Raw genomic sequence first — 16,355 nt, forward strand, 5'->3', positions numbered from 1 at the left:
AATGGCGACCCTACGCTAATTTTGCGAGATTTTCGTAGGGTGCGCATTCATGCGCACCTGCAAACATAGGCGATTTATCGCGCGGTTTTTACAATGGACGATCGATGAACGACGACATATCTCGCCCCGATCCCGATGCACTGCTGCTGAATCACAGCGACAGCCATCGCGGTAAGCTGAAAATCTACTTCGGCGCCTGCGCGGGCGTGGGTAAAACCTTCGCCATGTTGCAGGAAGCACAGCGCCTGCGCGCGCAAGGCCTCGATGTGTTAGCCGGCGTGGTGGAAACGCATGGCCGCGAAGAGACCGCCGCGCTGCTCAACGGGCTGGCGGTGCTGCCGCGTCGTGCCACCGGGCGTTCGCGTCATGCTGAATTCGATCTTGATGCCGCGCTGGCGCGCCATCCGGCGGTGATTCTGATGGATGAGCTGGCGCACACCAACGTGCAGGGTTCACGCCATCCTAAACGCTGGCAGGACATTGAGGAGCTGCTCGAGGCGGGTATCGATGTCATCACTACCGTCAACGTCCAGCATCTGGAGAGCCTGAATGATGTGGTTGGCGGTGTAACCGGTATTCAGGTGCGTGAAACCGTGCCCGATCCGTTCTTTGATAGCGCCGACGAAGTGGTGCTGGTCGATCTGCCGCCGGACGATCTGCGCCAGCGGTTAAAAGAGGGCAAAGTCTACGTCGGCGACCGCGCCGAGCGCGCCATCGAAAACTTCTTCCGTAAAGGCAATCTGTTCGCGCTGCGCGAGCTGGCGCTGCGGCGCACCGCCGATCGCGTGGATGACCAGATGCGCGCCTGGCGCGATCAGCAGGGCCGCGACAAAGTGTGGCACACGCGTGATGCCATTCTGCTGTGCATTGGTGATGACACCGGCAGCGAAAAGCTGGTGCGCACCGCTGCGCGCCTGGCGGCACGGCTCGGCAGCGAATGGCACGCCGTGTATGTGGAAACGCCTCGCCTCAATCGTCTGCCCGAGGCGCGTCGTCGCGCTATTTTGCGCACGCTGCAGCTGGCGCAGGAGCTGGGGGCAGAAACCGCGACGCTCTCCGATCCTGATGAAGCGCGTGCCGTGCTGCGTTACGCGCGCGAGCATAATCTGGGCAAAATTGTCACCGGACGCCAGCCACAGCGGCGCTGGCGGCGCGACAGTTTTGCTCAACGTCTGGGCGAACTCGGTCCGGATCTCGATTTATTAGTAGTGGCGCTGGACGAACCGGTGCGCGATGCGCCGCATCCGCTCGGTGGCCAGCGTGCCAGCGGTGAAAAATGGCGGCTGCACCTGCGCGGCTGCCTGATGGCGTTGCTGTTGTGCGTGTTGGTTACCACCGTGGGCCGCTGGCTGCTGAAGGAGTTTGATCCGGCCAACGGCGTCATGATTTATCTGCTGGCGGTGGTGCTGGTAGCGCTGCGCTATGGGCGCTGGCCGTCGGTGTTCGCCACGGTGATCAATATCCTCGCCTTTGACCTGTTTTTTGTTGCTCCCACCGGTACCGTCGCGGTATCGGACTTACAGTATCTGGTGACCTTTGCGGTGATGCTGGCGGTGGGCGTGATTGTCGGGAATTTGACGGCGGGCGTGCGCTATCAGGCCAAAGTGGCGCGCTATCGTGAACAGCGGGCGCGCCATCTGTATGAGATGGCGAAATCCCTCGGCAGCGATCTCACGCCGCAGGATATTGCCACCACCAGCCAGCGAATTATTGACGTTACCTTGCAGGCGCGCAGTTTGCTGCTGTTGCCCGATGAACAGGGCGAGCTACAAACCGTGGGCGATACCGCGATTGGCACGCCGCCGGATCTCGCCATCGCCAAATGGAGCTTCAGCAAAGGCCAGCCCGCGGGCGCAGGTACCGATACTTTACCGGCGGTGCCGTACCAGATTCTGCCGCTGAAAAGCGGCAGTCATTGTCGCGGTTTACTGGTGGTTGAGCCGGAAAACCTGCGACAGCTGATGATTCCCGAGCAGCAGCGTCTGCTGGAAACGTTCACCGTACTGATCGCCAACGCGCTGGAGCGTATGGCGCTGTCGCACAGTGAAGCGGCGTCGCGTCTTGCCGCCGAGCGCGAGCAACTGCGTAATGCGCTGCTGTCGGCGCTGTCACACGATCTGCGCACGCCGCTGACGGTGCTGTTTGGCCAGGCGGAAATGCTGATGCTCGATCTCGCTAGCGAACAGTCGAAATATGTGGGACAGGCGAACCAAATTCGCGAGCAGACGCTGAGCACCATTCGCTTAGTGAGCAACATGCTGGATATGGCGCGCATTCAGTCGGGCGGGCTTAATCTGCGCGAAGAGTGGGTGGCGCTGGATGAGGTGATTGGCGGCGCGCTGAGCAGCATGGGACCGTCGCTCAAGGGGCATGAATTTATTCTCGACCTGCCCGAAATGGTCCTGATCAAGGGCGACAGCGCCATGCTGGAGCGCGTGTTTACCAATCTGGTTGAAAATAGCCTGAAATATGCTGGAAATGCCGCGCAGCACGGCATTCGTGCGTGGCGCGAGCGCGATCGGCTGGAGATTGCAGTGTGGGATAGCGGACCCGGCATTGCGCCAGAGAATCTCACGCGCATTTTCGACAAGTTTGCGCGCGGGGATAAAGAGTCAGCGGTGCCCGGCGTTGGGTTGGGTTTGGCGATTGGCAAAACCATTATCGAATCGCATCGCGGGCGCATCTGGGCAGAAAACCGGCCAGAAGGTGGCGCGGTGTTTCGTTTGTCGCTGCCGCTGCCCGCCGCGCCTGAAATTTCTGAAGAGGGACTGAAATAACTTCACATAAGTTCGGTTATACTCGCCCACTTGTCTGTTGATTAATGGGAACTTATGGAACGTTTTATCGAAAACCTGATGTATTCATCGCGCTGGCTGCTGGCTCCGGTTTACATAGGACTTTCATTGGGCCTTTTGGCGCTGACCATCAAATTTTTCCAGGAAATCTTCCACCTGTTGCCGCATGTTTTCAGCATTGCGGAAAACGATCTGATTTTGCTGCTGCTGTCGCTGGTGGATATGACGCTGGTGGGCGGTTTACTGGTGATGGTGATGCTCTCGGGTTACGAGAATTTTGTCTCTAAGCTGGACATCGATGAAGACCGTGAGAAGCTGAGCTGGCTGGGTAAAATGGATTCCGGCTCGCTGAAAAATAAAGTCGCCGCATCGATTGTGGCAATTTCATCGATTCATCTGCTGCGCATTTTTATGGACGCCCGTAACGTCGCCAACGAAAAGCTGATGTGGTACGTGATTATTCACCTGACATTTGTGCTGTCGGCGTTTGTAATGGGCTGGCTGGATAATATGTCGAAGGCGGATAAGCAAGTGGCAAAGATGTAGTTTGGTGCGCGATAGCCCTCTCCCGCAAGCGGGCGAGGGGGCTGACCATGCCGCCATCAGTTCCCTCTCCCACTGGGAGAGGGTTAGGGTGAGGGGAAAACCACTACCGCGTTGCCGGCTGCGTTCCCGCCAGCTTTGGCATCACTTCCCGAATCATCTCGAAAAACTGCCGTAATCGCGCCGGATAATAGCTGGCCCACGGATAGGTCAGCCACACCGGCAGCGGCGGCGCTTGCCACTCTGGCATTAACTGAATCAAATCCCCTTTCGCTAAATCTTCCTGCACCACCCAGGATGACACCACTGCTGCGCCCATCCCGGCCACGGCGGCTTTGCGTACCGCGTACAAACTGTCGCTGGCGAGGCGCGGGGCAATCGCCAGATTCACCGGATGCCCGTCGCTGATACGCTGCAAAGCGATCTCGTTACGATAAAAGCTGGTCAGCGCCAGCCACGGCAGTTGGGTGAGCTGCGATACGTCCTTCACCGGCGGATACGCCGCCAGCAGCGAGGGGGCCGCCACCACAAAGCGCGGCACCTCAGCCAGCAATATCGCCACGATGGATGAGTCGCTCGGCGCACCGACCTGAATCGCGCAGTCGATGTTTTCACTGATGAAGTCCGGCGTGCGGTCATTCAGCGTCCACTCCACCGTTAAGCGTGGATAGCGGTGCAGATAATCAATCAGCGGTTCAATCAGCTGATCCTGACCAAAGGCGTGTGGCGCGCGTACCCGCAGGGTGCCAATGGGATCGTCACTGGCCCCGGTCAGATCATCTTCCAGCGCGTGCCAGGTGGCCAGCAGCTGACGCGCCTGAGCATAACAACGCTCGCCATCATCGGTGAGCTTCAGCGCATGGGTGGTACGCAGAATCAATTTGAGGCCCAGCCGCTGTTCAAGCGCCTGCAGGCGGCGGCTGATAGTGGGCTGGGTGGTGCCCAGCTGCGTCGCTGCCGCTGAGAGCGATCCACTTTCAACAATGCGGATAAAGGTTTGCATCAGTTCGATGCGGTCAACGCTGGAAGGTGTATTCATACGCGCCACGTATAACAGTTCTGTGTTTGAACACTCTACCGCGTATGGCGGCGACGCGCTTTAATAAGCGCACTTTCTCGGGGGAATCCACTATGTCAGCCATGTCATCATCTTCAGTCATCACGGCGGAGAAACTGCCCGCACCGCTGGTCTTTACGCTTGCTGCCGGTGCAGGCCTTAGCGTTGCATCGATTTACTACAGCCAGCCGATGCTGGATATCATCAGCAAACAGTTTAACGTCGGCATTGGCAGCGTTGGCATGGTGCCGATGCTGACGCAGGCGGGTTATGCGCTGGGCATTTTGTTGCTGGCACCGCTCGGCGACCGCCACGATCGTCGCACCATCATTTTAGTCAAAGGCTTGCTGCTGGTTGCCGCTTTGCTGCTGTGCGGCTTTTCAGGGGGGCTGAACGCCTTGCTGATGGCCAGCTTTGTCACCGGCTTAACGGCCACCGTGGCGCAAGATATCGTTCCGGCGTCGGCGGCGTTAGCACCGGAGCGCAGCCGCGGTAAAACCGTGGGCACGGTGATGACGGGATTGCTGGTCGGCATTTTACTTTCGCGCGTGGTGAGCGGCGTGGTGGCAGAGTATTTCGGCTGGCGCACCATGTATATGGTGGCGGCGGTGGCCGTATTGTTAATTAGCGTCGCGCTGTGGCGCGTATTACCGCGCTTCACGCCGGGAACGTCGGTGAGCTACCCGCGTTTGCTGCTGTCGCTGGCGCATTTGTGGCAGCACCATCAAACGCTGCGCCGTGCTGCGCTGGCGCAAGGCTTGTTATCGGTGGGCTTTAGCGCCTTCTGGTCAACGCTGGCGTTAATGCTAAGCGACAAATTCCATCTGGATAGCGCCGTCGCCGGTGCGTTCGGCCTGGCCGGTGCAGCAGGGGCCTTAGCGGCACCGTTAGCTGGCAGCGTGGCGGATCGCATCGGCCCTGCGCGTGTGACGCAGTACGGCGCCACATTGGTGATGGTGTCGTTCGCGCTGATGTTCCTGCTGCCGCTGTTGCCGATGCCGGCACAGCTTGGTCTGATTATCATCAGCACTATCGGTTTTGATTTGGGCGTGCAGGCTACGCTGGTAGCGCATCAAACCCTGGTTTACAGCCTGGCGCCGGAAGCACGCAGCCGTCTTAACGCCTTAATGTTTACCGTTGTTTTCATCGGTATGGCAACCGGCGCGGCGCTTGGCAGCCTGGCGCTGGCACATTGGGGCTGGACCGGCGTGGTAGCGCTCTCCACGCTCGCCGCTGCGCTTGCCCTGATGATTCGCCTTGCGAGCCGCCATCTGAAAAACTGATCGCCTAACATGTGCCAGGCTTAAAGGAAGAATATGATTTAAAAACGGAGCGTTATGAATTTCCTGGCCTGGACCGCTGCCACCGGCGGTCTCTTACTTCTTATGTCACTGGCTTCCGGTTGGATTCACCGTGGGCCCGTGACCTCATTTGGTCTCTATCTGTTCGCCGGCATCCTGTGTGGTCCGTGGATGCTCAACTTGCTGCAAGTCGATATCATCGGTCACGCCAACCTCGCCGCGCACATCACTGAAATTACCATGGCCGCCTCGCTGTTTATCACCGGGCTTAAGCTGCGTTTGCCGCTCAACGCGCATGCATGGCGCATCGGCGTCAGGCTGGCGTTTCCGGCGATGTTGCTGACCGTTGGCAGTATGACGGTGTTGGTGCACTGGATCACCGGCTTTGATTGGGCGCTGTCGCTGGCATTTGGCGCCATTGTGGCGCCGACCGATCCGGTGCTTGCCAGCCTGATTTCGGTGAACGATGCGCGCGATGACGACGCACTGCGCGTGGCGCTCTCCAGCGAAGCGGGCATGAACGATGGCTCAGCGCTGCCGCTGCTGATGCTGGCCATGATCATGCTGCAGCCGGGCGCACTGACGCTCTCTTCATTCGGTGAATGGTTCGCCAAAGATACGCTCTGGGCCATGGGCGGCGGCCTCGGGATTGGCTTCGCATTGGGTTGGTTGATTGGCCAACTGGCAACGCATTTACGCACCGCCAATCAGGATGTGGCACCCAACGATCTGTTCGCCCTTGCGTTGATTGCGTTGAGCTACGCCGCCGCGCAGGCGGTGGATGCGTCGGGCTTCCTCGCCACGTTTGCCGCAGGCGTGGGCTTGCGGCGCGCGGAATTACGCGTGGTGAAGCACTATCCACAAGATGAGATGTCAGAAGAGGAGCGTTTCCTGCCAGCAGAAGCCCGCGTGAATACCGGCCAGCGCCTGGCGCAAGGCAGTAGCGGCATGGTGAAATCGGTCGGGTTGGTGATCGGCGATGCGCTCTCCTTTGGTGATACTATCGAACGCCTGCTGGCGGCGGGCATGATGGTGGTGCTGGGCATTACGCTGGCGCAGCACTGGAATCTCACCGGTATTGGCCTGGCGCTGCTGCTGTTTGTGGTGGTGCGCCCGCTGGCGGTGTGGATCACCACCTGGCGCTGCGACATTCCGCTGATGCGACGGCTGCTGATTGGCTGGCTGGGTATTCGCGGCATCGGCAGTATCAATTATATTGCTTATGCATGGGTGCACGGTATGCGCGGCCCCGAGGCAGAACAGATGGTGGATATGGCGCTGACGTTGGTGGTGTGCAGCATTGTGCTGCACGGCGTGACGGTGACGCCGCTGCTTAACTGGCGTGCCGCCCGCCAGGCCGCCCGCGCAGAGCACAATGAAAACTGATTTATTGGAAATTACTGGAGCCTGTTATGAAAGCGTTATTACTCGCCCTCGTTGGGCTGTCACTGTCCGCCAGCGCGCTGGCCGCCGACGGTGATAATAATCAGGAAGAAAATGTTTATGCCAGCCAGCTGTGTCATTTGGTGAGTAGCGAAAAGAAGACCAGCGATTTGGATGGTTACACCGAGAAAATGAAGTCGCAGCTCGCGGCCAGCCAGTCGTCATCGGCGATACAGCAACCGGAATTTAATGAAGAAATCGCGCAGGAAGTGATTAGCGCCTGGCTGGAGTTGGGCGAGGATGAACGCGGAAAGCTGCGTCACGATCAATCGCAATGTGAGCAAACGGTGATGACCCAGTTCCAGCAGCAAGATTAATAGCCGTCATACTTCAAGCGGCAGCTGCGTTGGCTGCGTTCGTTTACCCCTGTCACGTACTTGCTGCCGCTCGAATTATTTAGGTTATTCGAAAAAGCTCGCGCCTTATCAGGCGCGTTTTTTTATGGCTTTTTTGTATGATTTACGTACATAATCGCCAGCGTTGAAATAAGACACGCATCACATAATGAGATTCAGCTTTTATAGCTGGCATTTTTTGCATACTGACACTGGGCAAGATGATTACACGTCGTCACTTTTTGTTGGCTACCGGAGCAACCGTTCTCTCCATGACCACGGGCAAGCTGTTTGCTCGCGATGACGTCATCCCGCTGTGGCCCGACGATCCGCCAGGCGGCGGCGGCCCTTCAGGTTTGCTTAAAGTGAACAAGTACGGTTCCTGGACCAACATCGTTTCCCCCGCCATTCAGCGTTTCCGCCCGGAAAATCCCAACGGCGAAGCGGTGATCGTCGCTGCGGGCGGCGGCTATCGTTTTATCGGTATGGGGCGCGAAGCCTGGCCAGTAGCGCGCTGGCTGAATGCAAACGGCTACACCGTGTATGTCCTCAGCTACCGTTTACCGGGCGAAAAGTGGCAGGCGGGCAATCTGGCACCGCTGCAGGATGCACAACGGGCGATTCGCCTGGTGCGTTCGATGGAGCGCAAAGTGCACGTGCTGGGCTTTTCTGCCGGTGGGCATCTGCTCGGCATGGCGGCGGCGCGTCCGAATTTCGACTCGTATCCGGCGCAAGATCCGCTGGATCAGGTCACGCCTAACGTCGATAGCGTGGGGTTGATTTATCCGGTGATCACCCTTGAAGCGCCGTATCAGCATACCAACACCCACCTGATGCTGGTTGGCAATAACGCCACGCCAACGCAGGAAGCCAACTGGTCAGTGCAAAACTACGTCACGCGGCACTATCCACCGACCTTCCTTGCGCAGGCCGAAGACGATCACACCTCCAATCCTCATAACACTGAAATCATGCGGGATACCTGTCGCCGCATGCGCGTGCCGGTTGAGCTGATTGAGCTCAGCAAAGGCGGACACGGGTTCGGCCTCGGTAAAGCGGGCACGCCAGCCGCGTTGTGGGATCAGGCTTATGTGCGCTGGCTGGATAATCTGAGTTAACCCTGGTCGCCATAAATGGCGCCCCTACAGATCTGTCGTAGGGGCGCCATTTATGGCGACCAGAAACATCACGTCAAATTAAAATGCGCATCCGGCTGTAACGGTTCCGGTAGCGACCGTTCGCCATTCATCGCTTTCAGATCGCGTGCGATATTAACGCACAGCGCATCAAGCGGCAGATGGTTCGGCGCGGTGCCAAACGGGTGCTCCAGCTCCTCCGCCAGCGCTTCCAGTGACAAAAAGGTGTAGGAGATAAACATCGACACCAGCGGCGTCATCAGGTGCAAATCCGCCACCAGCGCGAACGGCAGCAGCGTGCAGAACAGATACACGGTACGATGCAGGATCAGGCTGTAGGCAAACGGAATCGGCGTGTTGGCGATGCGATCGCAGCCGCCCAGAATGGTGGACAGCTGATTGAGATTTTCATCAATGCTCTGCCAGATAATATCCGATATTTCCCCTTCATCGCGGCGCTGTGCCAGCCAGGTGCTCAAACACAATAAAACCTGCGATGTAGGCATAGGATGATTCAGCACTGCGCTGTGCCAGTTATCGGGGAGCAGGCGCTGCAAATCGGCCTGCACCGGCGTTTTACGCAGGCGGTGTTTCAGGCTCCAGCTAAACGCCAGCAGCAAGCCGGTAAATTCCCGCACCTGTTCTTCACGAATGACGCGAATGCTTTTAATTTGCCGCAGCAGCGAACGCTCGGTGATATGCAAGTTACCCCACAAGTGGCGGGCTTCGATAAAACGCGCATAGCTGGCGTTGTTGCGAAAACCAAGGAAGATGGCGATCGACACCCCGACCAAACTAAAAGGCGCGGTGGTGAGGTGAATGCCGAGGGTCGAATACCACGGATAGCCAAAGATAGCGATCAGCGACATGAGTAGATTGAGCGACAGGCGAAACACGATGTTGCTAAGCACCGAGCCATGCCAGTCAAACAGCCGGATAAACCAGTGTTGATGGGGACGTACGATCATTTTGCGATGGTGTATTTTTTAGGTTTTGTGGCGTTAGGGTACGCCGGTCAGCACGCCGGAATCAACGCCATTGCTGACGCTTTTTTAAGACCGAATCATGAGATGCGCGGCAAGCTGACTTTCAACGCATCAATAAACAATCGCAGCGCCATGGAGTGGTGGCGGTTGGGCGGGAACCACAGCGCAATCCCCGCTGATTGCACTCGCCAATCGGCCAGCAATTCAACCAGCTGGCCGCTGTGCAATGCTTTTTCCACATACAGCGACGGCACGTAAGCAATGCCTAACCCGGCAAGGGCGGCCTGCGCCATCAGCGCGTTGCTGTCCAGCGTGAGCGTGCCGGGCACATCAATTTCGTGCGTTTCTGCCGCCTGCGCATATTCCCAGTGATAACGTTTGCCGCTGGGTAAGCGCTGGCGTATGCACTGCTGCCGCAGCAGATCGCGGGGATGCTTAATCGGCGCGTGCAGCGCCAGGTAAGCCGGTGCTGCCACGGTGACAAACGTCAGCGGACCACCGAGCGGAACCGCCACCATATCCTGCGGTACATCCTCAAGTAGCCTGATTCCGGCATCAAAACCGGCGGCGGTGATGTCCACCAATGCGCCTTGTGCGGCGAAATCGAGCTGGATATCGGGATAACGGGCGCTAAATTCCGCCACTACGTGCTGCAACAGCAAACCGATCGAGGCATCACTGGCGCTGATGCGCAACGTGCCGTAGTGCTGTTGGCGGCTGGCTGAGATGTCGTGCAGCACCTCATCCATCTGATTCAAGAGCGGCGAGAGTCGATCCAGTAGCTGCTGCCCGGCATCGGTGAGCGACACGCTGCGCGTGGTGCGCTGAAACAGCTGAACGCCCAGATTGTGCTCCAGCGTTTTCACCAGATGGCTGAGCGAAGAGCGCTTTAATCCGAGCTGCTCGGCGGCACGACGAAAGCTGCGCTGTTCACCCAGCGTTTTGATGGCTTGCAGCTCGTGCCACGAAGGTCGTTTCATTGGTGGTTTTTCCTCACCGGGTCATACGCGATTAGGTAGATTATCTCCACCAGTAAAGCGATCTACCATCAGGTTTTCAATAGGAGGAGCACAACATGAAAACCTGGTTAATTACCGGCGCCAGCAGCGGGCTAGGTCGTTTGATGAGTGAACGTTTACTGGCGCGTGGCGATCGCGTGCTGGCTTGCATACGTCGCGAACAGGCGATGGCCGATTTGCAGCAAACCTATGGCGAGCAGCTGCAGATTGTTGCGCTGGATCTGGCGCAAACCGATCGTATTGCGCCCACCATTGCGGATGCTTTTAAGGCGGTCGAACGCATTGATGTGGTGGTGAGCAATGCCGCCTACGGCCTGTTCGGCGCGGCGGAAGAGTTGAGTGATGCGCAGATTGATCGCCAGATCGCCACCAATCTTACCGGTTCCATCCAGCTGATTCGCGCCGTCATTCCCCTGTTACGCAAGCAGGGCGGCGGACGTATCGCGCAGATTTCTTCAGAAGGCGGCCAGGTGGCTTATCCCAACTTCAGCCTGTATCACGCCAGCAAATGGGGCATTGAGGGATTTGTCGAGGCGGTGCGTCAGGAAGTGGCCAGTTTCGGCATTGATTTCCTGCTGGTGGAGCCGGGCCCAACGGCGACGAATTTTGCTACAGGATTGGATATCGCTGACGCGCTCGAGGTATACCGCGATAACGCCTCAGGCCAGCTGCGCCGTGCGATTTTATCCGGTGATTTCACCATTGCCGGTGACGCCGGGAAATGCGTAACGGCGATGATTGAGACGCTTGATAAGTCCAGCATGCCGCTGCGCCTGGCGCTTGGCAGCACTGCCTATCAGCACATCGAAGCGGCATTGGAAAGCCGTCTGGCGGAGCTGCGCGCGCAGCGCGATGTGGCATTCGGCGCGGACGTGTAATCGCATAGGATGTTAGGCGGAATCTGCAGATAGCTGCCAAACTCAGCCATTATGCATTTTGCCCGGTGCGCATGAATGTGCACCCTATAACGGTCAGAGTAGGGTCGCCATTTATGGCGACCAATCCGCTCAATCCTATGACTCAAGGAGACGTTCTAACATGCAAGCGATGATCCTGAAGTATCCCGGCGGCTTAGAAAACCTGCAGCTGATCGATCTTGCCGATCCCGGCAAACCTGGCGCGGGAGAGATCCGTGTAGCGATCCACGCTACGTCGCTGAACTTCCACGATCTGCTGGTGGCGGATGGATCGATACCTACCGCCGATGGCCGCATTATGATGGCGGACGGCGCAGGCGTGGTGGAAGAGGTGGGCGCGGGCGTTACTGAATTTAAGCCGGGCGATCATGTGGTGTCATGCTTCTTCCCGCAGTGGCAGGATGGGTTGCCGTTGAGCCAGGTGGGCAATTTCACTCAAACGCCGGGCGACGGTGCGCACGGCTTCGCTGCCGAGGTGGTGGTACGTCCGGCGCAGCACTTCACGCTGGCACCGCGCGGTTGGCGGCATGCAGAAGCGGCGACCATCACCACGTCGGGGCTCACCGCATGGCGTGCGCTGGTGGGCGATGCGCAGATCAAAGCGGGTGATACGATCGTTACGCTCGGCACCGGTGGAGTGTCGATTACCGCGTTGCAGATCGCTAAATCAATGGGTGCCCGCGTGATTGTTACTTCCTCCTCCGACGAAAAGCTGGCGCGCGCGCGTGAGCTGGGTGCCGATGCGGGCATTAACTATCGCAGCACGCCGGAGTGGGGCAAAGCGGTACAGCAGTTAACCGATGGCCAGGGCGCGGATGTGGTGATTGAACTTGGCGGTCCTGGCACCATGGCGCAGTCGATTGAGGCGGTGCGTGTTGGTGGGCATATCGCGCTAATTGGCGTCCTTACCGGCTTTGAAGGCGTGATCCCCACCTCATTATTGATGGCAAAACAGGCGCGTATTCAAGGGCTGATTGTCGGCCATCGCCGCCAGCAGCAGGATTTTGTCCGCGCACTGGAGCAGAACGATATCCGGCCAGTGATCAGCGATAGCTACGGTTCACTGAGCGATCTCCCGGCAGCGTTTAAGCATCAGCAGAGCGCGGGACATTTCGGCAAAATTACGGTGGAGTGGTAAAACCATAACCACCGTGAAGTAGCATGTTATTGATCACAGGGTGCTGAAGAGGATATTCAGCGCCATGAAGACTCAGAATAGGATGGCGTGTACCGTAGCACGCAGGGCGATACCGAGCAGAATGCCGGGAACGGCGAAGCGGAACAGGCGCGGGAAGCGGCTTGAAAGGCCAAGGAAAATACCAATGCCGGGCAGATCGAAGGTTTGAATCAACAAACCTGCCGAGGCGTTGATGTTATGGGCGCTGTATAAGCCTTTCTCCACCAGTCCCGCCACCACGCCGTAATAGGCGGTGCCGCCCGCCAGGCATTTTGTCAGCGCTGGAAGAATGTAGACGTCGGAAATGTGCAGCTTATCCAGCAGCGGCGAGAGCAGGCGCGTCAGCATTTCGATGCCGCCCGCTTCTTTTAAAATACCCACCACCGATAACGAAATAATCAACATCGGCAGTGAACCCATCGCCAGGCGAATGGCATCGGAACCGGCGCTGTTTATGATGCCAATCAGCCCGATTTTGCTTTCTTGATGGGTGACGGCTTCATCCTCGTTGAGCAGCGCGGCATCAGAGAGTTTGCGGCCAAAAAGGTGATAGGTGGCTGCCGCCGCGAGTACGCCACCGCAGATGGAGACGATCAGCGCCGTGCTCCAGTGCAATCCCGCCGGAATCAGTGGATAGAAGGTACTGGCCTGGCCCATGGCAAATAACATTGCCAGCGTGGCAGCCATATGACGATCCGAAGTGCCGCGCTTTTCCATAATCGCCAGCGCCGCCAGCGGGGCGGCAAAACTGACGAAATTAAGCTGAATCATGGCAAAAAAAGCCAGCCCGGTAATACCGAACGGTTTTAATAGCGGCGTGGCATGCCGCACCACAAAATCCAACAGACCTTTGACTTCCAGATATTTCATGATGAATAACATCACTACCATAATGGGAATTAAGGTGTAGAGCGCAACGTCCACTGAGGCTTTTCCCGCAGACATAATGATATCGATAATATTCATGCCAGATTCAGACCTGTGTTCACACCGTTGTCCCCGAAAAAATATTTAAATAGGCAAAGTAGTGCCTAAAGACGTTCAGTGACACACCAACCTCAATGAATGCACCTTCCGTAGCGACGCAATTCATTGCGCGATAAATCGCGCCGCTACGGAATATGCGCTATGAGATATCGGTATTCATATGTCGAGTGAAAAAGCATTAAGCAAGGGGCTGCCCGTAAAGGAATAAATCTTATCCGTTACGTGGATGGTTGAGTAGTGAATAAACAAGACAGGTCTGCTACCGAACTAGACTTAAGCTGTGCAGTTTGATCCGCTGAGTGAGATGCGGACATGAATTATAGGGGGAACATATGGAAAATAGTCACATTCAAATGCTAACCGATGCTTTTGAAGGTTGCTCCCAGCAAACTGATACTGGCGTGGAGTTCTGGTTAGCGCGAGATGTGCAACATCTGCTGGGATATAGCAAATGGGATAATTTTCAAAGCGTGATTTTGAAAGCCAAAACGGCTTGCGAGATTTCAGGTCATGAGGTGCTGGATCATTTTGCCGACGTCGGGAAAATGATCGAACTAGGCAAAGGGGGGCAGCGCGAGATTGATGATGTCATGCTTACGCGTTATGCATGTTATCTGATTGCTCAAAACGGCGATCCCAGAAAGCAGGAGATTGCATTCGCCCAGACTTACTTCGCAATGCAGACCCGTAAAGCTGAACTGATTGAACGTAGGCTGTTAGAAACTGAGCGAGTGCAGGCGAGGAAAAAACTCAGTGGAACAGAAAAAGAACTTTCAAATGTTATTTACGAACAAACGGGTGGAAGCCAGAATTTTGCCCTTATCCGAAGTAAAGGCGATTTCGCACTGTTCAACCGAAGCACACAAGTTATGAAAGCACAGTGGAATGTGCCAGAAAGTCGTCCTTTAGCTGATTTCGCACCAACCATTATTTTAAAGGCCAAGGATTTCGCAACAGAAATTACTATTCATAACGCCAGAACGCTACAGATGAAAAGTGAGCAGCAAATATCGGGTGAGCACGTTAATAATAACGAAGCAGTAAGAGAAACATTACTCAATCGCGGCATTAAACCAGAAAGTCTACCGGCTGCTGAAGATGTCAAAAAAGTTGAGCGTAGGTTGGCTTCCGCTGAAAAGAAATCACTCATCAAACCTGACAAGCTCGAGAAAGAGGGTGGGGACGATTAAAACTGATTCTTGAAAAAGCACCGAATTAAAATTTACTAAACATCAGGATGTTTCATCATCCTGATGTTTTCTTAAAAATATCTGTCCGATTTGAATAAACCGAATATTAACGCATCGTCACAAATTCTTCGGACGCGGTGGGGTGAATCGCCACGGTATTATCGAAGTCTTTCTTGGTGGCGCCCATTTTCAGCGCTACCGCGAAGCCTTGCAGCATCTCATCCATGCCGTTGCCGATACCGTGAATGCCGACAATTTTCTCATCCGCACCTACGCACACCAGTTTCATACGGCACGGCTGGCGATGTTGGGTGACAGCGGTATACATTGCGGTGAAGGAGGATTTATACACCTTCACCTGATCGTCGCCGTACTGCTCGCGCGCCTGCGGTTCGGTCAATCCTACGGTACCAATCGGTGGATGACTGAACACCACGGTCGGCACGTTGCTGAAATCCAGATGCTCATCCGGCTTGTTGTTAAACAGGCGCTCAGAAAGACGACGACCTGCCGCCACCGCAACCGGCGTTAATTCAACCGCACCGGTGTTATCACCAACTGCATAAATGCCTTTGACGTTCGTGTTCTGGAACTTATCAACGTTGATATAGCCCTTGTCGTTGAGCTTCACGCCGGTTGCCGCCAGATTGAGATTATCGGTTGCCGGTTCACGGCCAATTGCCCACACCAAACAATCCACGGTTTGCTCGTGACCGCTTTCCAGCTGCAGCGTCAGGCTGCCGTCGGCGTTTTTAATCACCGCTTTCGGAATCGATTCGGTGTGCAGCGTTGGACCTTCTGCCTGCATCACCTCAACCAACGTATCGACAATCAGCGGATCGAAGCTGCGCAGCGGCGCATGCTTACGTACAAACAGGTGGGTTTCTGCGCCCAGCGCATTCACCACGCCGGCCAGCTCCACGGCGATGTAACCCGCACCCACAACCGCCACGCGCTTCGGCAATGCATCCAGTTCAAAGAAACCATCAGAGTCGATACCGTATTCCGCGCCCGGCACGTTGGGATGGCTTGGACGACCGCCGGTGGCGATGAGGATGTGATCGGCGGTGAGGGTTTCGCCGTTCACTTCCACGGTATTGGCATCGATAAAGCGCGCGAAGCCTTTGATCACTTCAACCTTATTTTTACCCAGCACGTTATCGTATGAGCTGTGGATGCGATCGATGTAGGCGCTGCGGTTTTTCACCAGAATTGACCAGTCAAAACGATTTACCGTGGTATCGAAACCATAATCTGGCCCATAAAGATGAATAGCCTCAGCGATTTGCGCCGCATGCCACATCACCTTTTTCGGTACGCAGCCGACGTTGACGCAGGTGCCGCCCAGCTCTTTCGCTTCAATCAGCGCGCACTTCTGGCCGTGCATCGCGGCACGGTTAATCGAGGCGATACCGCCGCTGCCGCCGCCGATGGCGAGGTAGTCAAAATGTCTGGTCATCCGTTATGTC

At 56.5% G+C, this 16,355-nt stretch carries 14 protein-coding genes; 9 read left to right on the forward strand and 5 right to left on the reverse strand.

What is annotated here, in order from left to right:
• Positions 1-104 precede the first annotated feature (104 nt).
• Complete coding sequence (gene kdpD / locus AAGR08_RS00195; RefSeq protein ID WP_097095722.1) at positions 105-2,777, forward strand: two-component system sensor histidine kinase KdpD; 2,673 nt, start codon at positions 105-107, stop codon at positions 2,775-2,777.
• A 54-nt stretch (positions 2,778-2,831) separates the two neighbouring features.
• Complete coding sequence (locus tag AAGR08_RS00200; RefSeq protein ID WP_097095723.1) at positions 2,832-3,341, forward strand: TIGR00645 family protein; 510 nt, start codon at positions 2,832-2,834, stop codon at positions 3,339-3,341.
• Between the two features lie 103 nt (positions 3,342-3,444).
• On the opposite strand, the gene AAGR08_RS00205 is transcribed toward AAGR08_RS00200, so the two are convergent.
• The gene (locus AAGR08_RS00205; protein ID WP_345827856.1) at positions 3,445-4,377 is read right to left on the reverse strand and encodes a LysR family transcriptional regulator; all 933 of its coding nucleotides are present in this window, start codon (positions 4,375-4,377) and stop codon (positions 3,445-3,447) included.
• A 92-nt stretch (positions 4,378-4,469) separates the two neighbouring features.
• On the opposite strand from AAGR08_RS00205, the gene AAGR08_RS00210 reads away from it, so the two are divergent.
• From AAGR08_RS00210 to AAGR08_RS00225, 4 genes are all read left to right on the forward strand, one after another.
• Positions 4,470-5,678, forward strand: a complete 1,209-nt coding sequence (locus AAGR08_RS00210) for an MFS transporter (protein ID WP_097095725.1) — start codon at positions 4,470-4,472, stop codon at positions 5,676-5,678.
• A 54-nt stretch (positions 5,679-5,732) separates the two neighbouring features.
• Positions 5,733-7,082 (forward strand): sodium:proton antiporter, encoded by a 1,350-nt coding sequence (locus AAGR08_RS00215; protein WP_097095726.1) that lies wholly within the window; start codon positions 5,733-5,735, stop codon positions 7,080-7,082.
• Positions 7,083-7,108: 26 nt separating this feature from the next.
• Positions 7,109-7,456, forward strand: coding sequence for a hypothetical protein (locus AAGR08_RS00220; protein ID WP_097095727.1), 348 nt, complete (start codon positions 7,109-7,111; stop codon positions 7,454-7,456).
• Positions 7,457-7,695: 239 nt separating this feature from the next.
• Entirely contained in the window at positions 7,696-8,592 is an 897-nt protein-coding gene (locus AAGR08_RS00225) for an alpha/beta hydrolase (protein WP_097095728.1), read from the forward strand.
• 68 nt (positions 8,593-8,660) lie between these two features.
• Here the strand turns inward: AAGR08_RS00225 and AAGR08_RS00230 are convergent, their stop codons facing one another.
• Positions 8,661-9,578, reverse strand: coding sequence for a bestrophin family ion channel (locus AAGR08_RS00230; protein WP_345827858.1), 918 nt, complete (start codon positions 9,576-9,578; stop codon positions 8,661-8,663).
• Between the two features lie 95 nt (positions 9,579-9,673).
• Positions 9,674-10,576, reverse strand: a complete 903-nt coding sequence (locus tag AAGR08_RS00235; protein WP_345827859.1) for a LysR family transcriptional regulator — start codon at positions 10,574-10,576, stop codon at positions 9,674-9,676.
• A 95-nt stretch (positions 10,577-10,671) separates the two neighbouring features.
• Here AAGR08_RS00235 and AAGR08_RS00240 point away from each other — a divergent pair, with 95 nt between their 5' ends.
• Positions 10,672-11,493 (forward strand): SDR family oxidoreductase, encoded by an 822-nt coding sequence (locus tag AAGR08_RS00240; protein ID WP_345827860.1) that lies wholly within the window; start codon positions 10,672-10,674, stop codon positions 11,491-11,493.
• Positions 11,494-11,653: 160 nt separating this feature from the next.
• A complete protein-coding gene (locus tag AAGR08_RS00245) occupies positions 11,654-12,670 on the forward strand; it encodes an NAD(P)-dependent alcohol dehydrogenase (RefSeq protein WP_345827861.1) in 1,017 nt (338 codons plus the stop codon).
• A gap of 72 nt (positions 12,671-12,742) precedes the next feature.
• Here the strand turns inward: AAGR08_RS00245 and AAGR08_RS00250 are convergent, their stop codons facing one another.
• A complete protein-coding gene (locus AAGR08_RS00250; RefSeq protein WP_345827862.1) occupies positions 12,743-13,675 on the reverse strand; it encodes a nucleoside recognition family protein in 933 nt (310 codons plus the stop codon).
• A gap of 353 nt (positions 13,676-14,028) precedes the next feature.
• Between AAGR08_RS00250 and dinD the strand changes: the two genes are divergently transcribed.
• Positions 14,029-14,886 carry a DNA damage-inducible protein D gene (gene dinD / locus AAGR08_RS00255; RefSeq protein ID WP_345827864.1) on the forward strand — a complete coding sequence of 286 codons (858 nt, stop codon included), beginning with the start codon at positions 14,029-14,031 and terminating at the stop codon, positions 14,884-14,886.
• Positions 14,887-14,992: 106 nt separating this feature from the next.
• Here dinD and gorA read toward each other — a convergent pair whose 3' ends face one another.
• Positions 14,993-16,345: a glutathione-disulfide reductase gene (gorA, locus tag AAGR08_RS00260; protein ID WP_345827866.1), complete on the reverse strand. Its 1,353-nt coding sequence runs from the start codon at positions 16,343-16,345 to the stop codon at positions 14,993-14,995.
• Between the last annotated feature and the right edge of the window lie 10 nt (positions 16,346-16,355).

The organism is Pantoea sp. BRR-3P, from assembly GCF_039621635.1.
GTDB classification, from domain to species: Bacteria; Pseudomonadota; Gammaproteobacteria; order Enterobacterales; family Enterobacteriaceae; genus Pantoea; species Pantoea floridensis.

Bases quoted from the DNA above. Each gene is read 5' to 3' on its own strand.
- AAGR08_RS00245 (WP_345827861.1), top strand. From the start codon at position 11,654: ATGCAAGCGATGATCCTGAAGTATCCCGGCGGCTTAGAAAACCTGCAG.
- AAGR08_RS00250 (WP_345827862.1), bottom strand. From the start codon at position 13,675: ATGAATATTATCGATATCATTATGTCTGCGGGAAAAGCCTCAGTGGAC.
- AAGR08_RS00200 (WP_097095723.1), top strand. From the start codon at position 2,832: ATGGAACGTTTTATCGAAAACCTGATGTATTCATCGCGCTGGCTGCTG.
- AAGR08_RS00215 (WP_097095726.1), top strand. From the start codon at position 5,733: ATGAATTTCCTGGCCTGGACCGCTGCCACCGGCGGTCTCTTACTTCTT.
- AAGR08_RS00230 (WP_345827858.1), bottom strand. From the start codon at position 9,578: ATGATCGTACGTCCCCATCAACACTGGTTTATCCGGCTGTTTGACTGG.
- AAGR08_RS00240 (WP_345827860.1), top strand. From the start codon at position 10,672: ATGAAAACCTGGTTAATTACCGGCGCCAGCAGCGGGCTAGGTCGTTTG.
- AAGR08_RS00220 (WP_097095727.1), top strand. From the start codon at position 7,109: ATGAAAGCGTTATTACTCGCCCTCGTTGGGCTGTCACTGTCCGCCAGC.
- AAGR08_RS00205 (WP_345827856.1), bottom strand. From the start codon at position 4,377: ATGAATACACCTTCCAGCGTTGACCGCATCGAACTGATGCAAACCTTT.
- kdpD (WP_097095722.1), top strand. From the start codon at position 105: ATGAACGACGACATATCTCGCCCCGATCCCGATGCACTGCTGCTGAAT.
- dinD (WP_345827864.1), top strand. From the start codon at position 14,029: ATGGAAAATAGTCACATTCAAATGCTAACCGATGCTTTTGAAGGTTGC.
- AAGR08_RS00225 (WP_097095728.1), top strand. From the start codon at position 7,696: ATGATTACACGTCGTCACTTTTTGTTGGCTACCGGAGCAACCGTTCTC.
- gorA (WP_345827866.1), bottom strand. From the start codon at position 16,345: ATGACCAGACATTTTGACTACCTCGCCATCGGCGGCGGCAGCGGCGGT.
- AAGR08_RS00210 (WP_097095725.1), top strand. From the start codon at position 4,470: ATGTCAGCCATGTCATCATCTTCAGTCATCACGGCGGAGAAACTGCCC.
- AAGR08_RS00235 (WP_345827859.1), bottom strand. From the start codon at position 10,576: ATGAAACGACCTTCGTGGCACGAGCTGCAAGCCATCAAAACGCTGGGT.